Genomic DNA, 21,074 nt, shown 5'->3' with positions numbered 1-21,074 from the left:
TTGCGGCACAGGGCCTCTGTGCCGAAGCGGACCAGCTGTTCCGAAACCGCCGCAGCACGCGAAATGGTCGGGTCCGACCCTCGCGGCTACTAAGCCAGCATCTGCGCGCTGACGGTCCTGTCGATGCCGCGATAGGGCGGGTTGAACAGATTGCCTTCCTGTTCGTAGGTCCACACCTTGAACAGGCTGAGCCGGTGCGGGCCGAAGCTGTGCAGCAGCGGCACGTCGGTGGCGTCGCGGCCGCGCGCGATGACGACGCGGCCGATCCTCGGCATGTTGTGGCGGGGATCGAATGTGTACCACTTGCCGTCGAGGAACACTTCCAGCCATGCCGAGAAATCCATCGGCGCCGGATCGATCGGCACGCCGATGTCGCCGAGATAGCCGTTCACATAGCGCGCCGGAATGTTCATGCAGCGGCACAGCGTGATCGCCAGATGAGCGTAGTCGCGGCAGACGCCGACGCGCTCCTCATGCGCCTGGGCCGCGGTGCGGGTCGAGCGCGCATAGCCGTAGCCGAACGACAACCGGTTGTGGACATAATCGACGATGGCTTGCACGCGCGCCCAACCAGGCGGGATTTCGCCGAAGAGCTGCCAAGCCAGATCACTTAGATGATCCGTCTCGCAATAGCGGCTGCCCAGGAGATAGCCGAGCACCTCGTCCGGCAGGTCCGCCACCGGCACTTCCCTGGCCACTGTGTTGACCTCGTCCGTCTCGCCGCTGTCCTCGATGACCGCGTCGTAGAGGATGCGAAAGCCGCCAGCGGGCGCGGTGAAGCGGCGGCAGCCATTGCCGTACGGATCGTGGTAGAGCCTGGTCGACACGGCAGGCGATGTCAGCAGCCGCGTCTGCCGCTTGATGTCGGCCTGCCTGTCCTTGTGGATCTCGAGCAGCGAAATCACCGGGGTGGGCGCAGTACATTCGATGGCGATTTCGTAGCCGAGCCGGATCAGCATCGCAGTCCCCCTTCGATTATCGCGGAAAGCAGTTTGTTGGAACGCGACAGAACGCGCTGTGGTTCCCATTGGGACGTCGCCTTTCCAACAAAACAGCCAGCTTGCGAATGGTTCGCCCAGCCATTTCCCTCGTAGGCTATCGGTGGCGAACTTACTGACCAAGACTTAGACCTACTGACCAACGTCGGAATGAGGTCCGCCCGACGGGACCGCGCCAGCGGTCGAGGTGACCGCGTCGCAATATTTCGAGGAATGTCGCCGACGGCACGAAGAACAAAGTGCCGGTGATGGCGCGGCTGGGTGCCGCTGTTATGAATCTGGGTCGGGCCGCTGTTATGAATATGGTGACGGTTGACCGTGGAGTTCTGTGACCTAGCTTAAAGCTCAGGATGGACCGTCCACAGCCGGAAATGATGGAACGGTACGCAAGATTTCTCGGGACGTTGAAATGCTGGAGGGACCTCGAGGCAAGTGACAAGTTCGCGAGCGATCCAAGGCTTGGCCAGCGCCAAGGTGAGGGCCAAAACACAGCTTCACGGGCTTAAGAATACACGCAAGACCGCACGGGCACGCCAATGCCAAATTATCTTGCTGAGATTTACGCAGACGACGCAGAGATTGCCGTACTGGGCGCGATAGCATTACTTGCGTCAGTGGGCATCTATCTTGTGCTCCGGCGCATCGTCATCGGAGTGCAAAGGCGACGTCGCCTAAAACCAGATGCCGACCTGAGCGAAGGCATATCCTATCCTCCCGGGCAGGCTCCTTGGGACTGGCAATGCCCGGTCGACCCTGCGACCGAGCGTGTACCTTCTTCTCAGCTTTCAGATCTCTCAGACACGGCACACCCGAATGTTCGGCCTTCGAATGCCAATTACCAGCAGTTCGGGGTGCGGGTCGAACATTTCGACGCAAGTTCCGAAGCTTGGGCGCGCTCGTCAGTGGCCCGGACCAGTGCTTTTGCTTCCACAACCCCGCAATCCGGCCGACTTGCGACATCCATCAGAGAAATCGCTGATTATGTTTATAGGCAGGCGGCGGTCAATTTTGCCGCTCTAAGCGAACCGGTGTTGTGGATTCTGAGCCGTGCGCCGACACAATTAGCCTTCGCGGAACGCGGGAAGCGAATCAGTGGGTCAGGGTCAGTATGGGACCAATTGCGTCGCAAGGCTGCTCAGTCGGTCAATCCGGCGCATCGCGGTTTGAAGACCACAGCTCAAACGGGACGATCCAGCCTGGATCCCGACCCGGCCATCGCGACGGCTTCACCCTCTCGCGTTCTCAGGCCGATCGGTCTTGTACTCCGTTTGGGCGCCGCAATCTGTCTGGCCGTGCCGCTTGGCTATGCGATGACGAGACAAAACTGGATCGAAAGAGCCCCCGCCATTTCGCCGGCGCAAGGCCACGCCAATCCGGAACCTTCGCGATCCTTCGAGCTTCCGGCGAGTGCTGCTCTAGGCATGCATGGACCAGCGCAGGGAGACGGGCGCACGAGTGTCGAATTGCTTAATCCGGACCTTAAGGCTGCTCGGGCGCAAGTCGGGGCAGCTCGTGCTCAGGCAGCCGCTGCGAAGGAATTGGCCGACCAGGAGCGGCGGGTGGCGGAAGGCGAGCGCGCCAGGAGCGCCGCTCTGCAGAAAGCGCTCCTCGAGTCGAGCAAGCAGATCGACGCGCTGAGGGCAACCATGGCAGCCGCCGACAACGCACGCGAGGAGCGATTGCGCAACGAACTCGCGGCAGCTCGAACCCTTGACGCATTTCGACGCATTGCGGGAGATGCCCGTACGCTGCTGCGCGAGACCGCCAACTATGTTTTTGTGGAGATGCCCGCTGCTCATCTGGAGCGTCAGCGATCGGAGCGGCTGGCGCGCGATTTATCGCGAGCGCGGGCGCAAATTGAACAGCTCGAGATCGAGACCGCCAAGGATCGTGCCAAGGCCAAGGTTTCGCTGGCGCAAGCGAGCGGAATGCTCGATGAGGAGCGCCGGAAGTCTGCGGATCTTCGTGGCGATCTCGCCAAAGTCAAACTGTCCAATGCCGCGCTCGTGAAGCGCGCGGACGCGGCTGAGCAGGGACGGACCGGTGCAGTCACAGCGAGAGAGCGTGCTGAACAGACTGCAGCCGAGACGGCACGGGCTCTGGACCGAGAACGCGCTGCAGCAGTTTCGATCCATGAGGATCTCGACAGAGTTCGCCGCGAGCGCGACGCCGCCCGAGCACTCGTGGCAGGGGTCGCCGACTTGAAGACGGCTCTGGACAAGCAACGTGAAGCCGCTGCTACTCTTGCCCGCGACTTGGCCGCCGCACGCGCCGACAATGACAGGCTCAGGACTGAGCGTCCCAGCGCGCAGATCGAGCCGCCGCTGAGGACGCGTTCTGCCCGCGCAGCAGCCGCGACCGGCCAAGTGAAGGCTGTCAGCCAGAAGACTGCACGCAGCAAGGTTCGCAATCCATCGCGGATGACCAGCGTGCGTTCCATCACACTTCCCTATTCGCTCAGGCCGAGACAAGCGACGTTGGAGTGATTTCCAAAACGACTGCGCGATCCCTCTTTGAGGCCCCGAAGGTCATAGCTACGCCGTAGGCCAGGATGAATCATCTCTTTCGAATTCGTCCTGCTCCCGTCGGCGAGGAGTTCTGTGCGATGCGCTATGTCAGTCCGATCACGCTGCCTGTCGCATTCAATTCGCATTTGATCGGCGCCCGCCGCGTCTCTACGTTGCTTTGCCGTACATAGTCGATGCTGACCTCAATGGGAGCCGAGATCGTATTTGGGCTCAGGCGATGTATGAAACCTGCGCTGCTGACGCGCACGCTGGTCGCACCGAACGGAGCGGCGGCCGACTCGATTGCATCATGGCAGGCGCGAACGACTTTATTCGGGACGCCCGGCCGCGCTACGATTGGGCTGACCGTTGATGAATTGTTGCTGTCGCTGGAAGGCTGCAGGGTGGGCGGGAGGCCGAGCGGCTGTCCGCGGTCTGCGGACGGGACGATACTGGCCGTAGTTGGCGCTCCTACGGTCGTTGTAGTGGTACCGGTCTCGCCGTCGTCCGGCGGTGAACTGCCGCTGGGGCTGGGGTCGCCGCCAAGCCCTTTCTGCGGGCCGCCGTTGCGGCCTTCGCTGCGATGGGTGCCAGCGCCATGTCCTCCGCCGTCATTGCCTCCACCATTGTCAGCATGATGGCCGCCAGCGCCTTGCCCTCGGCCGCTCTGGTCGCCGGCTGCAGCGCCTGCGCCAGCTACCGCGATCGAGCAAGCGACTGCGAGAAATGCCCAGCTGTATCCACGGGATTGACGCACGACGACCTCCATAGGTGTGTCGGTCTGGCCGTCGTTCCGCGGCATGCAGTCACAACGGCACAACCGCCGCTGCCCCCAAATAGGAAACTCGCGAGTAAGGCGCCCAGGGAAGCAATTAGGGGAGGGGTCCGGCGTAGCAAGGCCCTGGGCACTTAGACCTAGCCGATGACGAAAGCCGCCACGCCGGGAAGCAGCAGGACGAGCCGTCGGACAAAGTACGGCAATTGGTTACGGCGAATTTGCGCGACCGTCGGCCCTTCCGATTGCCGAGCGACCCAGCTACCGATTTGCGACCTGGAGGAGTTAGCTATTCCAACATTGCGGAGGGAGCATCGAAAAGGTGACCCTTGCGCCTTCCCATAAGGATGCCGCGACGTTAGGTTCGGCGACCGCCACAAGCACTCCCGTGACTCAAGGAAAACCATGTTCGCAGGCAGAAAATTCGCGGCTTTCCGCTTCGATATGGATGGCACGCTCATCAATTCCATCGCCTCTGCGGAGCGAGTTTGGAGCGATTGGGCACGCCGCCAGGGCCTGGACGTCGCCGCCTTCCTGCCGACGATCCATGGCGTGCGGGCGATCGAGACAATCACCGGCCTGGCACTCCCAGGCGTGGACCCGGCGCACGAGGCTGATCTGCTGCTGAAGGCCGAGGCGGCCGATCTGGATGGCATTCTCCAGATCGCTGGCGCCGTGGCGTTTCTCGACGTGCTGCCGCCCGATCGCTGGGCGATCGTGACCTCGGCGCCGCGCGAGCTGGCGCTGTTGCGCATGAAGGCTGCCGGCATCCCTGTCCCGGCCGTCATCGTCGCGGCGGAGGATGTTTCTCGCGGCAAACCGGCACCCGATTGCTTTCGGCTTGGTGCAGAGCGGCTCGGCTTCGATGCCCGCGACTGCCTTGTGTTCGAGGATGCTCCGGCTGGCATCGCCGCCGCCGAGGCAGCAGGAGCCGCGGTCGTGGTCATCAATGCCACGCACCAGCATCCGTTGCAAACGCAGCATGCCGCAATCGCCGGCTACGACATGATCGGCATCACCGTGGACGAAGATGGCTGGATCGCGCTCGAGCCGCAGCGCAGCGCCGCTTAGGGTGTGTTGAGATTCAGGTCAGGCCGAGTCGAAAGCGGTGGTTTCCGAGAACCGGAGCGGAGCGTACCTAAAGTACGTGAGCACCGGAAGCGCAGGGAACCGCCGTTTGCAGACCGGCATCACCTGAATATCAACATACCCTTAGAAGTCGCTGGTCAGGCCCTTTACCTCCCAATCGCCATAGCGACCGGGCTCCTTGCCGCCGCGGCCGCCGATTTCCTTCGGCGCCGCTGCTTCCTTCTCCAGATATTCTATACGTCTTGCTTCGGCTTCCGCGAGCGCACGTCTGGCTTCCGGCGTCAGTGCCTTTGGCGCGACGTCATCGCCGGGGTCGACATCGGTTTTGCTGGGCTCGTCGTTCATGCAATATTTCCAGTGGATTGAAACAGGACCAGGCGTTTCCCATCATATAGCGATGAACCCACAACGATCGACCCTTTTTCGCTCCCATCTGGACAGGAGCAGACGATGAACACACTTCGCACCGCCATGCTTCTTGCCGCGATGACGGCACTGTTCATGGGCGTCGGCTTTTTGATCGGCGGAACCGGCGGCATGATGATCGCGCTGCTGATCGCCGCCGGCACCAATCTCTTCAGCTACTGGAACGCCGACAAGATGGTGCTGTCGATGAACCGCGCCGTCGAGGTCGACGAAAGGACCGCCCCCGAATATTACGCCATCGTCCAGTCGCTGGCCAAGCAGGCCGGCCTGCCGATGCCGAAGACCTACCTGATCGACAATCCGCAGCCGAACGCCTTCGCCACCGGCCGCAATCCGCAGAACGCGGCGGTCGCTGCGTCCACAGGTCTGTTGCAGGCTTTGACGCATGAAGAGGTCGCAGCTGTCATGGCGCACGAACTCGCCCACGTGCAGCACCGCGACACGCTGACCATGACGATCGTCGCCACCTTCGCCGGCGCCATCTCGATGCTCGGCAATTTCGCCTTCTTTTTTGGCGGCAATCGCGACAACAACAACCCGTTCGGCTTTGTCGGCGTGCTGGCGGCGATGATCGTGGCACCCTTTGCCGCGATGATCGTGCAGATGGCGGTCAGCCGGACCCGCGAATACGAGGCCGACCGGCGCGGTGCCGAAATCTGTGGACACCCCCTCTGGCTGGCATCGGCCCTTGACAAGATCGCCCGCGGCGCCGAACGCATCCGCAACCCCGATGCCGAGCGCAATCCGGCGACCGCGCATCTCTTCATCATCAATCCTCTTTCCGGCGAGCATATGGACAGTCTGTTTTCCACCCACCCGAACACAGAAAACCGCATCTCTGCTCTCCAGGCGATGGCGCAGCAGATGCAAGGCGGCGGCACTCAAGTTCCGCGCCGGGCCCAGACGCCGCGAGCAGACGAACAGCGGCCATCGGGCCCATGGGGACAAGCCGCGCAGCCCGAACAGCCGGCGGAACCCGCCAAGCCGAAATCCAACCCATGGGGTCGCAACCCGACCGGGCCCAAGGGCCGGTGGTCGTGAGCGTGGCGGACCGAGGGCCTCGACGCACGGTTTCAGGTGACCAGGAACACAGAGACGGCGGCGACTTCGTTGCCGGCCTTGCCGCCCGCAAAGCCGCCGCACGACTGCTTGCCGCCGTCATTGACGCAAGGACACCTCTGGACGGGTTGACCGACCACGAGAACGGCCATCCGCAATACAAGGCGCTCGACCTGCGCGATCGCGGCCTCGTGCGCGCCATTCTGGTTACAGCACTGCGCTATCGCATGACCATATCAGGGTTGCTGGCGCGGCGCCTGGAGAAGCCGCTGCCACCCAACGCGACCGCGCTGTCGCACATATTGCATGTCGCGGCTGCACAGATCCTGTTCCTCGACATTCCCGACAGCGCCGCAGTCGACCTGGCCGTGACCCATGCCAAGTCCGATCCGCGCACGGTGCGCTTCTCCGGCCTGGTCAACGGCGTGCTGCGCACGTTGGCGCGTGCCAAGGAAACGGAACTTCCTGCCGCTCTCGCCGCTACCGACGAAGCGCCCAAATGGTTTTCCGACCGGCTGAAGGCAACTTACGGCAATGACAAGACCCGACAGATCCTGGCAGCCCACCGCGTCGAGGCGCCGGTCGACTTTTCGGTCAAGGCGGATCCCAAGCTTTGGGCCGAAAAGCTCGGCGGCATCGTCCTGCCGACCGGCACGGTCCGGGTGGAAAGGCTTGCCGGGCCCGTCACCGAACTGCCCGGTTTCGCCGACGGGGCCTGGTGGGTCCAGGACGCCGCGGCCAGTCTGCCGGCCCGATTGTTCGGCGATGTCAGCGGGCTTCATGTTGCCGATCTCTGCGCGGCCCCCGGCGGCAAGACCGCACAGCTCATTCTTGCCGGCGCCAAGGTTACCGCCGTCGACACCTCGAAGAACCGGCTGGTGCGGCTAACGCAAAACCTCGACCGTCTCGGTCTGTCCGCCGAGATCGTCCAGGCCGACCTGCTCAAATACGAGCCGAAGGAATTGTTCGACGCCGTTCTCCTCGACGCGCCCTGCTCGTCGACCGGAACGGTGCGGCGGCATCCCGACGTGCCATGGACCAAGACGGCCGCCGATGTGGAAAAACTCGCGGACCTGCAACGCAGGCTGCTCGCCCGCGCCGTCACGCTGGTGAAACCCGGCGGCAGGATCGTCTTTTCGAACTGTTCGATCGACCCGCTCGAAGGCGAGGACCTCTATCGCGCCTTTCTGGCCGGCACGGCTGGAATAGCCAACGATCGGGTGCAGCAAGGCGAAATCGCCGGCATCGATCCATTCCTGACGCCGCACGGCACGCTGCGCACCACGCCCGCCGACCTCGATCTTGGTTCGCCCGGGATCTCCGGTCTCGACGGCTTCTTCGCGGCTCGTATCCGCCGAGCCGGCTAAGGATCTAACTGCCCGGAGTTACCGGCTTTTTTAGCGACGATCGGGGTCAAAACCGGGTGAACCGGCATAGTGCCATGGAATTCGCCTTCGCACGAGTCCAGCAATCATGTAAACTCGACGTCGGGGTATTGGACGATCAGGAGGGGTTTTGGCACTTGCTGCCAGCAGCACGACGCGTCTGTGGACGCTTGTCGCGAAGGAGTTCTGGCGCAAAACGCGCCGGCGCCTGCGTGCCGGGCCGGTCTACCGCTGGCGCTATTTCGGCCGCACGCCGGAACGTGTGCTGATCGCACCGCCGGACCTGCGCCTCGCCGACCCGCAGATCGCACTTGAGATCTACTATGGGCGCTATCCCCTGTCGGGGCATCTGGTCGAAACCGGTGGCAAGTCGCCTTTCCAGATCAACGTGCCCAATCATGGCTGGCAGAAAACACTGCACGGGTTTCGCTGGCTGCGCCACATGCGCGCCGCCGGCACCGAGCTTGCCGCCGCCAATGCCCGCGCCCTGGTTTCCGACTGGATCGTCATTCATGGCGGCCATATTTCCGGCGTCGCCTGGGAGCCCGGCACCGCCGCCAAGCGCATCATCGCCTGGCTGCAGCACTCCTCGGTCGTGCTGCAGGGGGCCGAGTTCCCCTTTTACCGCGCCTTCCTGAAATCGCTCGCCGTCCAGATCCGCTACCTCAGGTCGATGGCGCGCGAGATGCCGGACGGCAAGGACAGGCTGCGTGCCCGCATCGCGCTCGCTTTCGCGGCCTTGTCCCTGCCGGCGCCGGCATCGGCGCTGCGCGGCGCGACCCGCAATCTTGCCGCGGAACTCGACCGCCAGATCCTGGCCGACGGCGGGCATATTTCGCGCAATCCAATGGTCGTCCTGGAAATCCTCGCCGACCTTCTGCCGCTGCGGCAAACCTATGCCAATCAGGCGGAAACGCCGCCGCAGGCGCTGATCGGCGCCATCGACCGCATGCTGCCGGCGCTGCGCTTCTTTCGCCATCAGGACGGCAGCCTCGCCCGCTTCAACGGCATGGGCGCCACCATCCACGACCGCATCGCCACCATCCTGCGCCACGACGACACAGCCGGCGCGCCGTTGCTGCATGCGCCGCATTCCGGTTATGAGCGCCTGTCGATGGGCGGGGTGACGGTCATCGCCGACACCGGCCTGCCGCCGCCGGTCGATGTCTCCAACGCCGCACACGCCAGCTGTCTCGCCTTCGAACTGTCGTCCGGGCGCCAGCACTACGTCGTCAATGCCGGCATCGACACCTATGGCGCGGCTGAATTCCGGCCGCTGGCGCGCGCCACCGCCGCGCACTCGACCGCCACCATCAACGATACCTCGTCGGCACGCTTCAGCCATTCGCTGCGCGTCAACGACCTGCTCGGTTCGCCGCTGATCGGCGGCCCGCAGCATGTTCAATGCAAGCGCATCGACCAGAAGGGCGTTCAGGGGTTCATCGCCCGCCATGACGGTTATGTCGCGCGTTTCGGTTTCCTGCATGAGCGCGAACTGAAGCTCTCCTCGAACGGCAATGTGCTGGTCGGCAGGGACCGCTTCCAGCGGCCCGGCAATGCCTCGATCCGCAATAACGGCCGCGACTTCGTCACCGTTCGCTTCCACGTCCACCCCGACATCAACCTGTTGCAGGACGAGCATGATCGCCTGGTGATGACCGCCGATCAGGCCGACAACTGGGTATTTACTTGCGCCGAAGTGGTGCCGGAGGTCGAGGAATCGATCTATTTCGCCGGTCTTGGCGGCCCGCGCCGCAGCCGCCAGATCGTGCTTGCCTTCAAGGCCTCGGAGGTTGCCGAAGTCCACTGGCAGCTGACGCGCACCAGCATCGCCGGTTACCCGGAAAACAACTGAGCCTGCCGTGCGAAAGCAGCCGGCCGGCTCAAGCTTGCTGCGGGACACCGAAAGCATCGTAAGTGGTGAGCGAGGGCGGACCGGCGAATGCGAAGCGGATCTTGTCGACCATCGCCGCCGCCTGGCCGCTTCGGTCATAGCGCTCGGCATCCTCGACGGTGCTCCACACTGTGATCGCCATGAATGTGTCGCTCGCCTGATGTTGCTGCAGCAGCACGGCGCTGATGTTGCCGCTTGCGGCGCGGATGGCGGGGATCGCCTCGGTTTCATAGATCGCCCGCAATTGCTCGGTCGTGTCCGGCAACGCCTTGAATTGGCCAACGCGCACAAACGCCATCAATTCTTCTCCTCCACCAGCAAGACAAGCTTATATATGGGCCAGCAAATTGCATACGAAAACGTCGGCGCTTGATTTCCGGGCGTCATGTGCTACGGCCCCCGGATGCTTCAAATCAAGTCGTGAAAGGCCGCCAGCCCATGGCCGTCGCCGCCAAGAACATTCCAGCACCTGACCTCGTTCCGGTGCGTCGCGCCCTGCTCTCCGTTTTCGATAAGACAGGCCTTCTCGATTTCGCCAAAGCGCTGGCAGCGGCCGGTGTCGAACTGGTCTCGACCGGCGGCACGGCAAAGGCGATCGCCGAGGCCGGCCTCGCCGTGCGCGACGTCTCCGAGCTAACCGGTTTTCCCGAGATCATGGATGGCCGGGTCAAGACCTTGCATCCCAGCGTGCATGGCGCGCTGCTTGGCGTGCGCGACGACCCGGATCATGCGGCTGCAATGCGCAAGTACGGTATCGAGCCGATCGATCTCGTGGTGTCCAATCTCTATCCGTTCGAGGAGGTCCGCCGCTCCGGCGCCGATTACGCCTCGATCGTCGAGAACATCGACATTGGCGGACCGGCAATGATCCGCGCCTCGGCCAAGAACCACGCCTATGTCGCCATTGTCACCGATCCCGGCGACTACGCCTCGGTGCTGAACGCGCTGGAAATGAACATCGGCTCGCTGTCGCTGGATTTCCGCAAGAAGCTGGCGGCCAAGGCCTTTGCCCGCACCGCCACCTATGACGCGGCGATCTCCGGCTGGTTTGCCGAAGCGCTCGAGATCGAGCACCCGACATGGCGCGCCTTTGGCGGCAAGCTGGAAGAGGTCATGCGCTACGGCGAGAACCCGCATCAGAGCGCCGGCTTCTACCTCAATGGCAACAAGCGGCCCGGCGTCGCCACGGCGCGTCAGTTGCAGGGCAAGCAGCTCTCCTACAACAACATCAACGACACCGACGCCGCCTTCGAACTGGCCGGCGAATTCGATCCCGACCGTTCCGCCGCGGTTGCCATCATCAAGCATGCCAACCCGTGCGGCGTCGCCGAAGGCATCTCGCTGAAGGCGGCCTACGCCAAGGCGCTGGCCTGCGATCCGGTCTCGGCCTTCGGCGGCATCGTCGCTGTGAATCGGATCCTCGACGCCGCGGCCGCCGCAGAAATCGTCAAGACCTTCACCGAGGTGATCATCGCGCCCGGCGCGACCGACGAGGCAGCGGCGATCGTCGCGGCAAAGAAAAATCTGCGCCTGCTGGTCACCGGCGGCCTGCCGGACCCGCGCACGTCAGGCACGACGGTCAAATCCGTCGCCGGCGGGCTGCTCGTCCAGTCCCGCGACAACGCCGTCATCGACGACCTGGAGCTGAAAGTAGTGACCAAGCGCGCGCCGACGCCGGCCGAAATGGCCGACCTCAAATTCGCCTTCCGCGTCGCCAAGCATGTCAAGTCCAACGCCATCGTCTACGTCAAGGATGGTGCCACCGTCGGCATCGGCGCTGGCCAGATGAGCCGGGTCGATTCCTCACGCATAGCCGCGCGCAAGGCGCTCGACGCCGCCGAGGCCGCGGGCCTTGCCGAACCGCTGACCAAGGGCTCGGTCGTCGCTTCCGACGCCTTCTTCCCCTTCGCCGACGGACTGCTGGCCGCAATCGCCGCCGGCGCCACTGCCGTCATCCAGCCTGGCGGCTCGATGAACGACAAGGACGTGATCGCCGCCGCCGACGAGCACGGCATCGCCATGGTGTTTACGGGCGTCAGGCATTTCCGGCATTAACTGCCTTACCCTCCCCCTTGTGGCCCACAAGGGGGAGGGTAAACTCACTCCGCCGGCCGGTCCGCCGGATAAGGCGTCTTGATCAGGATCGCCATGCCGAGGCCAAGGAACAGCGCGATCACCGCCATGCCGAGGCGCGCCGAGCCACTGGCGAGGGTGACGGACGCGACCATGAACGGCGCCAGGAAACTGGTCGCTCGCCCGGCCAACGCATAAATTCCGAAATAGCGGCCGGATTCGGCGGCGGTAACGCTGCGCGCCATGTAGGAACGCGACGACGCCTGCACCGGCCCGAAAGCCACGCCAATCAACAGGCCGAAGAAGATGTAGGCCTTTTCCGCCGCCGTACCGAACAGTCCGCCACTGTCTGGCCCGGGCATCATCCAGAGGCCGAACAAAGTATAGCCCGGTCCGGTCGAGACGATGCCGATCGTGGCGATGCCGAGCAGGACCAGTGAGATCATCACGATGGTTTTTGAGCCAAGCGCCGTGTCGAGACGCGCCGCAACCAGGCAGCCGAAGATGGCGACGACATTGAGAATGATGCCGAAAATGCCGATCTCGGTGATCGACCAATGGAACATTGCAGCCGCAAACGTACCACCCAGCGCCAGCAGAGCGTTGACGCCGTCCTGATAGATCATGCGGGCGACAAGGAAGCGGAAGATACCGCTGCGCTTGCGCACCTCGCTCAGTGTTGCTTTCAACTCAGCCAACCCCTCTCGCACCGCCGGGCCGATCGGCAGCCCCTTGAGGGCGTCGGGCGTGAAAAAGAACATTGGCAGGATGAACAGGAAGTACCAGCCGGCCGACAGCGGCCCGGTGGCGCGGGCGTCTTCGCCGAGCTTCGGGTCGAGCCCGAACAGCGGGTCGATGCCGATGATCGTCTTGCCCGTCTCCGGCGAACCGGCCAAGCAGGCGACGACGAAGATCAGCGCGATCATGCCGCCGAGATAACCAATTCCCCAGGCCATGTTGGAGATCCGGCCGATCTCGCTCTTCGGCACCAGGCGCGGCATCATCGAATCGTTGAACACGGTCGAAAACTCGGCCGCGACCGACGCCAGCGAGAACAAGAACACGACCAGGAAAAGGTTCGAACCGGGAGCCGCGAACCAAAGCAGGCTAAGGCTGGTGACCTTGACCGCGGCGAAGAACGCAATCCACGGCTTGCGTGGGCCGGTCTGATCGGCGATCGAGCCTAGGATCGGCGACAGCACGGCGATGACCAGGCCCGCCGCGGCGATGCCGTAACCCCAGGCCGCCTGGCCGGTTTCCGGATCGCTCGCCATGCGCGAGACGAAGTACGGCCCGAAGATGAAGGTGGTGATGACCGTGAAGAACGGCTGCGCGGCCCAGTCGAACAGCATCCATCCCCAGATACCACGTCCAGACGCACGCTGCACTGCCTCTACCGCCATGATGATCCCCCCGGCCGTGCCCGTATCGGGCGCCATGTCTGCATTTTTCCAGCATTCATGTAAACATCAACCATTGCGCCGCTCTCCCGGATCGCGAGATAGGTGCCAGCATTGCGGCCATATCCCTTCCCTCGTCGCTATGCGGGGAGAAGGTGACGACGGCCGGATGAAAACAAACCAACTCACATCCCCGTCAAATCGCTCATCAACCCGGAAGCGACGGACAGCCGCGACACGGTGATGTCGCCGCCTTCGGTCAGCGCCTGCAGCCGCTCGCGGATGCGCGCCACCCGCTCGCCGCCGGCCTCCAGCCAGGCGGCCACCGGATCGGCTGCCTTGGCATGACCGGTGAGTGCCGCCACCGCGATGCCGCGCCGCGCGGCACCTATCGTGTCGGTGGCGCGCGAAAGGGCCAGCTGATCGTAATAGTCCGAGGGCGTGATCGAGCGTGCCGCGTCCTCGACACGCGGGATGCGGAAGGCATCGCTGACGGCGAAGAATGCCGTGGCCGCCGCGACGATGTCGGCGCCGGCGGTGCGCGCCGTCAACGCAATATCGGGGATGAGTTCCGCCACCTCGCTCAGCGCCAGCTGCGCGGCCAGTCTTTCCGGCGCGCCGCTCTTGAACAGCCCGTGCCGCTTCTCCTCGATCCGCTCGCGCGAGAAGGCCGGCAGCAGCGAAACGAGCTTGGGCTCCAGTGCCTTGCGGGCTTCCAGCAGTTCGGCGATGCGCTGGCCAAGGGCTGCCGTGCTGGCATCGTTCTTCAGATACCAGCCGCTGGTCACATAGATCAGCCGGCTGACCATCTGATAGAGATCGAGCTGCACCTGGCCATCGATCTGGTTGTCGAGCGCGTCGATCTCGCGATAGAGCGCCGGCAAGGCAAAGCCGTCGCGCACCACCGCGAAGGTGCGCACCACGTCGGCGGCAGTGCGCCCCGTGGCTTCCTGCAGCCGGTTGACGAAGGAAGGGCCGCCGCGATTGACCAGATCGTTGACGACGACCCGTGTAATGATCTCGCGGCGCAGCCGGTGGCCGTGGATTTCGGCGGCATATTTCTTCGCCATGCGATCCGGGAAATAGCCCATCAGGTCGCGGTCGAAATGCGCGTCGTCCGGCACGTCGCTGGCGACGATGTCGGAAAACAGCACGATCTTGGCATAGGCGAGCAGCACGCCGAGCTCGGCCCTGGTCAGCGGTTCGCCGCGCGCTTCGCGATCGGCAAGCGCCGCCGGCGACGGCAGCGTCTCGACGGCGCGGTCGAGCAGGCCGCGCGCCTCCAGCGCCGTCATGAAACGGCTCTGATGCGCGATGTCGGCGAGGCCGCGCTTGCGGGCGATCGAAAGCGCCAGCGTCTGCTGGTAGTTGTTGGACAGGACGAGTGAGCCGACCTCGTCGGTCATCTCGGCCAACAGCTTGTTGCGTGCCGGGCGCGTCAACGATCCCTTGCGCATGGCGGACGCCAGCGCGATCTTGATGTTGACCTCGACGTCGGAGCAGTTGACGCCACCGGAATTGTCGATGGCGTCGGAATTGCAGCGGCCGCCATTCATGCCGAACTCGATGCGCGCGCGCTGCGTGACGCCGAGATTGGCGCCCTCGCCGATCACCTTGGCGCGCACGTCCAGCGCGGTGATGCGGATAGCATCATTGGCGCGGTCGCCGACCTCGGCATTGGTCTCGGTCGAAGCCCGCAAATATGTGCCGATGCCGCCGAACCACAGAAGATCGACCGGCGCCTTCAGGATGGCGGTCATGATCTCGACCGGCGTGGCGATGGTTTTGGCCAAGCCGATCGCCGCCGCCGCTGCCGCCGGCAAGGTGATCGACTTCTGGTTGCGCGAGACGATGATGCCGCCTTCCGACAGTTTGGTCTTGTCGTAGTCCTGCCAGCTCGAGCGGGGGAGAGCGAACATGCGCTCGCGCTCGGACATCGACGCGGCCATGTCCGGATCGGGATCTATGAAGATGTCGCGATGGTCGAAGGCAGCAATCAACCGGGTCTTCGGCGACAACAGCATGCCGTTGCCGAACACGTCGCCCGACATGTCACCGACACCGACGACAGTGAAAGGCGAGGTCTGGATATCGCGGTTGATCTCACGGAAATGCCGCTTGACGGCTTCCCATGCGCCCTTGGCGGTGATGCCCATCTTCTTGTGGTCGTAGCCGGCCGAGCCGCCGCTGGCGAAGGCGTCGTCGAGCCAGAAACCGTGCTTTTCGCTGATGGCGTTGGCGGTATCGGAGAAGGTCGCCGTGCCCTTGTCGGCGGCAACGACGAAATACGGATCGTCCGGATCGCGGCGCACGACGCCGGCCGGCGGGATGACACCCTCGAGCCCGATATTGTCGGTGATCGACAGCAGGCTGGAGACGAAGTTCTTGTAGGCCGAGGTGCCGGCCTCGAAGATCGCGTCACGGCCGGCGGTCATCGGCAGCTTCTTCGGGTAGAAGCCGCCTTTGGCGCCGACAGGCACGATGACGGCGTTCTTGACCTGCTGCGCCTTGACCAGGCCGAGCACCTCGGTGCGATAGTCCTGGGCGCGGTCCGACCAACGCAGGCCGCCGCGCGCCACCGGGCCGAAGCGCAGATGCAGGCCCTCGACTTCGGAACCGTAGACGAAGATCTCCCGCCACGGCCGCGGCGCCGGCAATCCGTCCACCGCATGCGAATCGAGCTTGATCGCCAGCGACTGGCCTTTCTCTTTCGTATCGGCGACGAAATGATTGGTGCGCAGCGAAGCTTCGATCAGATTGAGATAGCGCCGGATAATGGTGTCGTCGTCGATGTTGGGAACGTCTTCCAGCGCATCCTTGATCTTGGCCTTGAGGTGCTTTGCCGCCACCACGCCTTCGGTCTCGGCTGTCGGGCCAAGCCTGGCGATGAACAGCGCATGCAGGCCGCGCGCGATATCGGGATAGCGATTGAGCGCGGCGGCGATGAAATCCTGGCTTTGCGGAATGCCAACCTGCTGCAGGTAGCGGCCATAGGCGCGCAGGACGGTGATCTCGCCCGACCACAGGCCCGCGGTCTGGGCAAGGCCATTGTAGCCGTCATTGTCGACGTCGCCGCGCCAGACGGACAAGAACGCGTCCGCGAACAGTGCCCCGCCATCGGTCAGATCGATTGGCTCGCCGTAGCTGTTCTCCAGCTCCATGTCATGGATGAAGACCCGGCCGGTCTGATCACCACTGATCTGGCCGGACTGACCGTCGCCGACCTCGAAAGTGCGTTCGCTGATGACGCGGAAGCCGATGTTTTCCAGCACCGGCACGCGCCGCGACAGCGCCACCGGGCTGCCGTGGTGATAGATCTTCAGCGCTGCCTGGTGCGGCTTCTGCTCGCCATGGCGATAGTAGTCGATGGCGATCGGATTGCCGGCGCTGATTTTGGCAATCCGCCTGGCATCGGCCAGCGCCACCGCGGCGCTAAACGAATCGCGGTAGCTTTCCGGCAGCCGCGCGGCAATTGCCTTCAACGTCTGGTCGGCGCCATTGGCCTCCGCCGCATCTGAAAGTGCATCTTCCCAGGTGCGCACGATGTCGCGGATCGCGGCTTCGATCGTCGCTTGCTCGACCTTCGGCGTCTTGCCGCCGGAACGGCCGATGATGAAGTGCACGCGCGCCAACCCGCCTTCGGGGAAGGCTGGGTAATAGGCCGACAGCCGGCCTTCGAACACAGTTTTCAGATAGAGGCCGATCTTCTCGCGCACCACGCTGTCGTAGCGGTCGCGCGGCACAAAAACGAGGATCGAGACGAAGCGGTCGAACTGATCGGCGCGCACCAGCGCCCGCACGCGCGGTCGCTCGACCAGGCCGAGAATGGCGGCGGCGTGCTTCCTCAGGATCGGCACCGGCACCTGGAACAACTCGTCACGCGGATAGCTTTCCAGCACATTGATCAGCGCCTTGCCGGAGTGGTCGTGGCGGTCGAAGCCTGACTTGGCGATGATGGTTTCGGCTTTGGATCGCAGGTAGGGGATCTTCATCACCGAGCGCGTGTAGGCGGTCGAGGTGAACAGGCCGACGATGCGCAATTCGCCCGCCAGCGTGCCTTTGGCTGTGTAGGTCTTGACGCCAATGTAATCGAGATAGATGCGGCGATGCACGGATGACTTGGCATTGGCCTTGGTGACGATCAGCGGCTCCGGCCCATGCAGGAAGGCGCGGATCTCAGGCGTTGTCGTCACGGCTTCGGTACCGCGCCTGAGCACCAGCACATCGGGATCAGCGAGGATGCCGAGGCCGGGTTTGTCGGCGCGCTCCAGCGTGCCGCTTTCCTCGCCGCCGGTGTATTTGAACTCGCGCATGCCGAGGAAGGTGAAATTGTCGTCGCGCAGCCACTCTAGGAAAGCGATCGCCTCGGCAACGCTCTTCTTGTCGAGCGGCACCGCCGAATAGCGGAATTCGGAAATCGCCTGATCGAGGCGGGCCAGCATCGGTCTCCAGTCGTGGACAGCGGCATGAACCTGGCCGAGCGTCTTGCGCAACCGCTCGGTCAATCCGCTCGCCTGCTCCGCGGTCAGCCGCGGTATGTGGACATGGATGACGCTCAGCCGGTCGTGGTTGCCGTCATCCTTGGCGAAATTGCCGTCGCCGAGGATTTCGTCCACACCGTCTTTGCCGTGACGAACCACGATGACCGGATGGGTGACCAGCATCGGTTCGCCTGATGTCTCGGTGACTTCGCCAAGGATGGAATCGAACAGGAACGGCATGTTGTCGTTGACGACCGTGATGACCGTCACCGGGCGGCCGTCTCGGACAACGCCGGAATCGGCATCGACGGCGATGACGCACTCGCCTTTTTTGTGAATGGCTATTGCCTGGCCGGCGAGATCGGCGGCGCGTTCGAGATCGGCCATTTCATAAGCGGCGAGATCTTCAGCCGGCGCGCGGGCGAGCAGATAGTCGGCAAGCCCGGCTGGCCTTTCCTCCGCTTTTGCCGCTGCCGTGATTTTTTTCTTCGGCTTGCTCGCGGATTTCACGCTGGCCATGAGGCACTTCCCTCCCGTCAATGCTTTTACGACTATGGTAGCAGATGACCGCTGTTTGGCGACAAAGGTTTGACGGCTTGCAAAGAAATATCGGAATTCGGCAACAAGACGCCGTCCAACGGAGGAGAAATGACCCATGACCGGCAAAATCACCGCGCTTGACCTTGGCCTGGGAGAATTGAGCGAGGCGACAAAAACCTATTTCGCCAAATGCGAGGAGAAGCTCGGCCTCGTCCCAATGTGCTGCGCGCCTACGCCTTCGACGACAAGAAGCTGCGTGCTTTCACCGACATGTACAACGACCTGATGCTCGCAGACTCCGGCCTGTCGAAGCTGGAGCGGGAGATGATCGCGGTCGCCGTCTCTTCGATAAATCATTGTTACTATTGCCTGACCGCGCATGGCGCGGCGGTACGCCAGCTGTCCGGCGACCCGGCGCTCGGCGAGATGATGGTGATGAATTTCCGCGCCGCCGATCTTTCGCCCAAGCAGACCGCAATGCTCGAATTCGCCGTCAAGTTGACCGAGGAGCCGGCGAAGATTGTCGAGGCCGATCGGGCAGCACTGCGCAAGGCCGGCTTCACCGATCGCGACATCTGGGACATCGCCTCGACCGCTGCCTTCTTCAACATGTCGAACCGGGTGGCGGCGGCGATCGATATGCGGCCAAACGACGAATATCACGCCATGGCGCGGTGACCTGGTGGCTGGAGCCCGACAGGCCTTATATTAGCTGTTTCGCATTCTCGTTGCTTGTTTGCCGGTTTGGTCCGATGATCGGCAGGCGGCATGGCCGCATGTCGGTTCGATGCCGCTGATCAAGGAGGAGAACATGGCGAAATATCTCTACATCTATCACGGCTCCGGTAAGATGCCGACCGAGGAGGCCGAACGGAAAGCCGCAATGGACGCCTGGAACGGCTGGTACGGCAAGCTCGGCTCGGCCGTGGTCGACGGCGGCAATCCGGTCGGCATGTCGAAGATGGTGCTACCCGGCGGCAAGGTCGAGAACAATGGCGGCAGCAATCCGACCGCCGGCTACACCATCGTCGAAGCGAAAGACATCGACGATGCCGTAGCCAAGGCCAAGGATTGCCCGATCCTGATGAACCCGGCCTTCAGCGTCGAGATCGCGCCGATCATCGAGATGATGTGACGGGTTACGACCGCGCCGCGATCGCCGCAGCCGCGCCGGCCATCGTCGTGGCACTGATGCGGTTGGCGATCTTCATGGCGCGCTTGCTCCTGAGGAGCTTGCGCGCCTGTGACGCGGCGAGCACCCAGGCCAGATCGATGGCGACCAGCACCACGGCCATGGTCGCCGTCAGCTCGACCCAGCCGACGACGCTGACCGAAGCGAGGTCGATGATGGTCGGCAACAGCGCCAGGTAGAACATCATGATCTTGGGATTGCCGAGCGTCACCGCCATCCCGGCGAAGAACAGCTTTGCCGGAGAATCCTCGCGCGGCATCTCGCCCTCTTTCCCATCGACAGGTGCAGTCCACATCTTCCAGGCAAGGTAGGCGAGATAGGCGACGCCGACCCATTTCACGACAACAAAGGCAAAATGGAATGTCTGCGCCACCACAGCTAGCCCGAATACTGCCAGCGACAGCCAGATGCCCTCGCCGATCCACATCGCAAGCAGGAACGGGAACACGTCGCGAAAGCCTTTCGAGATGACGCGCGCGACGAGCGCCGCGATCGATGGACCAGGCGAGCCAGCGGCGACGAACAAAGCGGCGGCGAAGATCAGGAGCGATGTGAGGTGCATGGACGGGGTCTTTGGTTGAAAGCCTTCGATATCTAACATTAGCGCAAGCGGCCCAGCTGCGGTAGGGCCGACACAGGGCGGAATCATGAATCGTTAACGCTCTGGTAACCAAGCGGGATTCTTTTGGCCGGGAAGGAGACCGGCGATGGACGCAAGCTTTCTCGATCATATTGACGACATTGAAGACCCTCGCGTGCCCGGAATGGTGGTCTATCGGCTCGACGAGATCCTGCTCACGGTGCTGGTGGGCCTGTTGTGCCGAGCGGAGGATTTCGACGAGATCGAGGACGTGGGCGTCGAACTGCTCGACTGGCTCCGGCGCATCTTGCCGTTCGCGCATGGGGTTGCGCCGGCGCAGACCTTAAAACGGACGCTCGCACGGCTCGATCCGCGACAGTTGGAGACGGCGTTCGCCGCCTGGGTGAAGAGCCTCGCCGGGCGCATCGGCGGCGTCGTCGCCATCGACGGCAAGACCGTGCGCGGCTCCAAACAGGACGCCGACGGGACAGGCGCGTTGCATCTCGTTCAGGCCTGGGCGCACGAGGCGGGCCTCGTGCTGGCGCAGCGGGCGGTGGACACCAAGAGCAACGAGATCACCGCCATTCCCGAGCTTCTCGACATGCTCGCCCTCGAAGGCGCGATCGTCACCATCGACGCGATGGGAACGCAAAGGCAGATCGCCGCCAAGATCGT

14 protein-coding genes and 1 pseudogene are annotated in these 21,074 nt (G+C 63.6%); 9 read left to right on the top strand and 6 right to left on the bottom strand.

The genetic code is table 11. The features are described from left to right. Nucleotides 1-89 precede the first annotated feature (89 nt). A complete protein-coding gene (locus NKI20_RS17790) occupies nt 90-959 on the bottom strand; it encodes a transglutaminase-like domain-containing protein (RefSeq protein ID WP_023762519.1) in 870 nt (289 codons plus the stop codon). 575 nt (nt 960-1,534) lie between these two features. Here NKI20_RS17790 and NKI20_RS17785 point away from each other — a divergent pair. Both NKI20_RS17785 and NKI20_RS17780 read left to right on the top strand, forming a co-directional pair. Next, nucleotides 1,535-3,484: a coiled-coil domain-containing protein gene (locus tag NKI20_RS17785; protein ID WP_352832492.1), complete on the top strand. Its 1,950-nt coding sequence runs from the start codon at nt 1,535-1,537 to the stop codon at nt 3,482-3,484. A gap of 1,201 nt (nt 3,485-4,685) precedes the next feature. Beyond that, entirely contained in the window at nt 4,686-5,351 is a 666-nt protein-coding gene (locus NKI20_RS17780; protein ID WP_352832488.1) for an HAD-IA family hydrolase, read from the top strand. Between the two features lie 141 nt (nt 5,352-5,492). On the opposite strand, the gene NKI20_RS17775 is transcribed toward NKI20_RS17780, so the two are convergent. Beyond that, nucleotides 5,493-5,714 (bottom strand): DUF1674 domain-containing protein, encoded by a 222-nt coding sequence (locus NKI20_RS17775; protein WP_023762523.1) that lies wholly within the window; start codon nt 5,712-5,714, stop codon nt 5,493-5,495. Nucleotides 5,715-5,819: 105 nt separating this feature from the next. Between NKI20_RS17775 and htpX the strand changes: the two genes are divergently transcribed. From htpX to NKI20_RS17760, 3 genes are all read left to right on the top strand, one after another. Then, nucleotides 5,820-6,836 (top strand): zinc metalloprotease HtpX, encoded by a 1,017-nt coding sequence (gene htpX, locus NKI20_RS17770; protein WP_352487326.1) that lies wholly within the window; start codon nt 5,820-5,822, stop codon nt 6,834-6,836. Then, nucleotides 6,827-8,221 carry an RsmB/NOP family class I SAM-dependent RNA methyltransferase gene (locus NKI20_RS17765; protein WP_352832600.1) on the top strand — a complete coding sequence of 465 codons (1,395 nt, stop codon included), beginning with the start codon at nt 6,827-6,829 and terminating at the stop codon, nt 8,219-8,221. Before htpX ends, NKI20_RS17765 begins: the two co-directional genes overlap by 10 nt. 148 nt (nt 8,222-8,369) lie before the next feature. Continuing rightward, nucleotides 8,370-10,094: a heparinase II/III family protein gene (locus tag NKI20_RS17760; protein ID WP_352832483.1), complete on the top strand. Its 1,725-nt coding sequence runs from the start codon at nt 8,370-8,372 to the stop codon at nt 10,092-10,094. 28 nt (nt 10,095-10,122) lie between these two features. On the opposite strand, the gene NKI20_RS17755 is transcribed toward NKI20_RS17760, so the two are convergent. Next, complete coding sequence (locus NKI20_RS17755; RefSeq protein WP_023762528.1) at nt 10,123-10,431, bottom strand: putative quinol monooxygenase; 309 nt, start codon at nt 10,429-10,431, stop codon at nt 10,123-10,125. Nucleotides 10,432-10,571: 140 nt separating this feature from the next. Here NKI20_RS17755 and purH point away from each other — a divergent pair, with 140 nt between their 5' ends. Beyond that, complete coding sequence (gene purH, locus NKI20_RS17750) at nt 10,572-12,188, top strand: bifunctional phosphoribosylaminoimidazolecarboxamide formyltransferase/IMP cyclohydrolase (protein WP_352832478.1); 1,617 nt, start codon at nt 10,572-10,574, stop codon at nt 12,186-12,188. A 44-nt stretch (nt 12,189-12,232) separates the two neighbouring features. On the opposite strand, the gene NKI20_RS17745 is transcribed toward purH, so the two are convergent. Both NKI20_RS17745 and NKI20_RS17740 read right to left on the bottom strand, forming a co-directional pair. Then, nucleotides 12,233-13,609 carry an MFS transporter gene (locus NKI20_RS17745; protein ID WP_352832597.1) on the bottom strand — a complete coding sequence of 459 codons (1,377 nt, stop codon included), beginning with the start codon at nt 13,607-13,609 and terminating at the stop codon, nt 12,233-12,235. A gap of 182 nt (nt 13,610-13,791) precedes the next feature. Beyond that, on the bottom strand, nt 13,792-18,606 hold the full coding sequence (locus tag NKI20_RS17740; RefSeq protein ID WP_352832475.1) for an NAD-glutamate dehydrogenase: 4,815 nt from the start codon (nt 18,604-18,606) through the stop codon (nt 13,792-13,794). 136 nt (nt 18,607-18,742) lie between these two features. Here NKI20_RS17740 and NKI20_RS17735 point away from each other — a divergent pair. Both NKI20_RS17735 and NKI20_RS17730 read left to right on the top strand, forming a co-directional pair. Continuing rightward, nucleotides 18,743-19,305 (top strand): annotated as a pseudogene (locus NKI20_RS17735) (peroxidase-related enzyme). Nucleotides 19,306-19,438: 133 nt separating this feature from the next. Continuing rightward, nucleotides 19,439-19,762 carry a YciI family protein gene (locus NKI20_RS17730; RefSeq protein ID WP_352832472.1) on the top strand — a complete coding sequence of 108 codons (324 nt, stop codon included), beginning with the start codon at nt 19,439-19,441 and terminating at the stop codon, nt 19,760-19,762. Between the two features lie 4 nt (nt 19,763-19,766). Here the strand turns inward: NKI20_RS17730 and NKI20_RS17725 are convergent, their stop codons facing one another. Next, nucleotides 19,767-20,381 carry a LysE family translocator gene (locus NKI20_RS17725; RefSeq protein WP_352832468.1) on the bottom strand — a complete coding sequence of 205 codons (615 nt, stop codon included), beginning with the start codon at nt 20,379-20,381 and terminating at the stop codon, nt 19,767-19,769. A 145-nt stretch (nt 20,382-20,526) separates the two neighbouring features. Between NKI20_RS17725 and NKI20_RS17720 the strand changes: the two genes are divergently transcribed. Beyond that, nucleotides 20,527-21,074: ISAs1 family transposase (locus tag NKI20_RS17720; RefSeq protein WP_352832465.1), on the top strand; the 548-nt coding region annotated here is incomplete at its 3' end.

This window comes from Mesorhizobium sp. M0830 (assembly GCF_040319965.1).
In the GTDB taxonomy this organism is placed as follows: domain Bacteria; phylum Pseudomonadota; class Alphaproteobacteria; order Rhizobiales; family Rhizobiaceae; genus Mesorhizobium.
The sequence above is the reverse complement of the archived record's forward strand: the minus strand, read 5'-3'. Positions and strand labels throughout refer to the sequence as shown.

Bases quoted from the DNA above. Each gene is read 5' to 3' on its own strand.
- NKI20_RS17775 (WP_023762523.1), bottom strand. From the start codon at position 5,714: ATGAACGACGAGCCCAGCAAAACCGATGTCGACCCCGGCGATGACGTC.
- NKI20_RS17730 (WP_352832472.1), top strand. From the start codon at position 19,439: ATGGCGAAATATCTCTACATCTATCACGGCTCCGGTAAGATGCCGACC.
- NKI20_RS17785 (WP_352832492.1), top strand. From the start codon at position 1,535: ATGCCAAATTATCTTGCTGAGATTTACGCAGACGACGCAGAGATTGCC.
- NKI20_RS17755 (WP_023762528.1), bottom strand. From the start codon at position 10,431: ATGGCGTTTGTGCGCGTTGGCCAATTCAAGGCGTTGCCGGACACGACC.
- purH (WP_352832478.1), top strand. From the start codon at position 10,572: ATGGCCGTCGCCGCCAAGAACATTCCAGCACCTGACCTCGTTCCGGTG.
- NKI20_RS17745 (WP_352832597.1), bottom strand. From the start codon at position 13,609: ATGGCGGTAGAGGCAGTGCAGCGTGCGTCTGGACGTGGTATCTGGGGA.
- NKI20_RS17780 (WP_352832488.1), top strand. From the start codon at position 4,686: ATGTTCGCAGGCAGAAAATTCGCGGCTTTCCGCTTCGATATGGATGGC.
- NKI20_RS17790 (WP_023762519.1), bottom strand. From the start codon at position 959: ATGCTGATCCGGCTCGGCTACGAAATCGCCATCGAATGTACTGCGCCC.
- NKI20_RS17725 (WP_352832468.1), bottom strand. From the start codon at position 20,381: ATGCACCTCACATCGCTCCTGATCTTCGCCGCCGCTTTGTTCGTCGCC.
- htpX (WP_352487326.1), top strand. From the start codon at position 5,820: ATGAACACACTTCGCACCGCCATGCTTCTTGCCGCGATGACGGCACTG.
- NKI20_RS17740 (WP_352832475.1), bottom strand. From the start codon at position 18,606: ATGGCCAGCGTGAAATCCGCGAGCAAGCCGAAGAAAAAAATCACGGCA.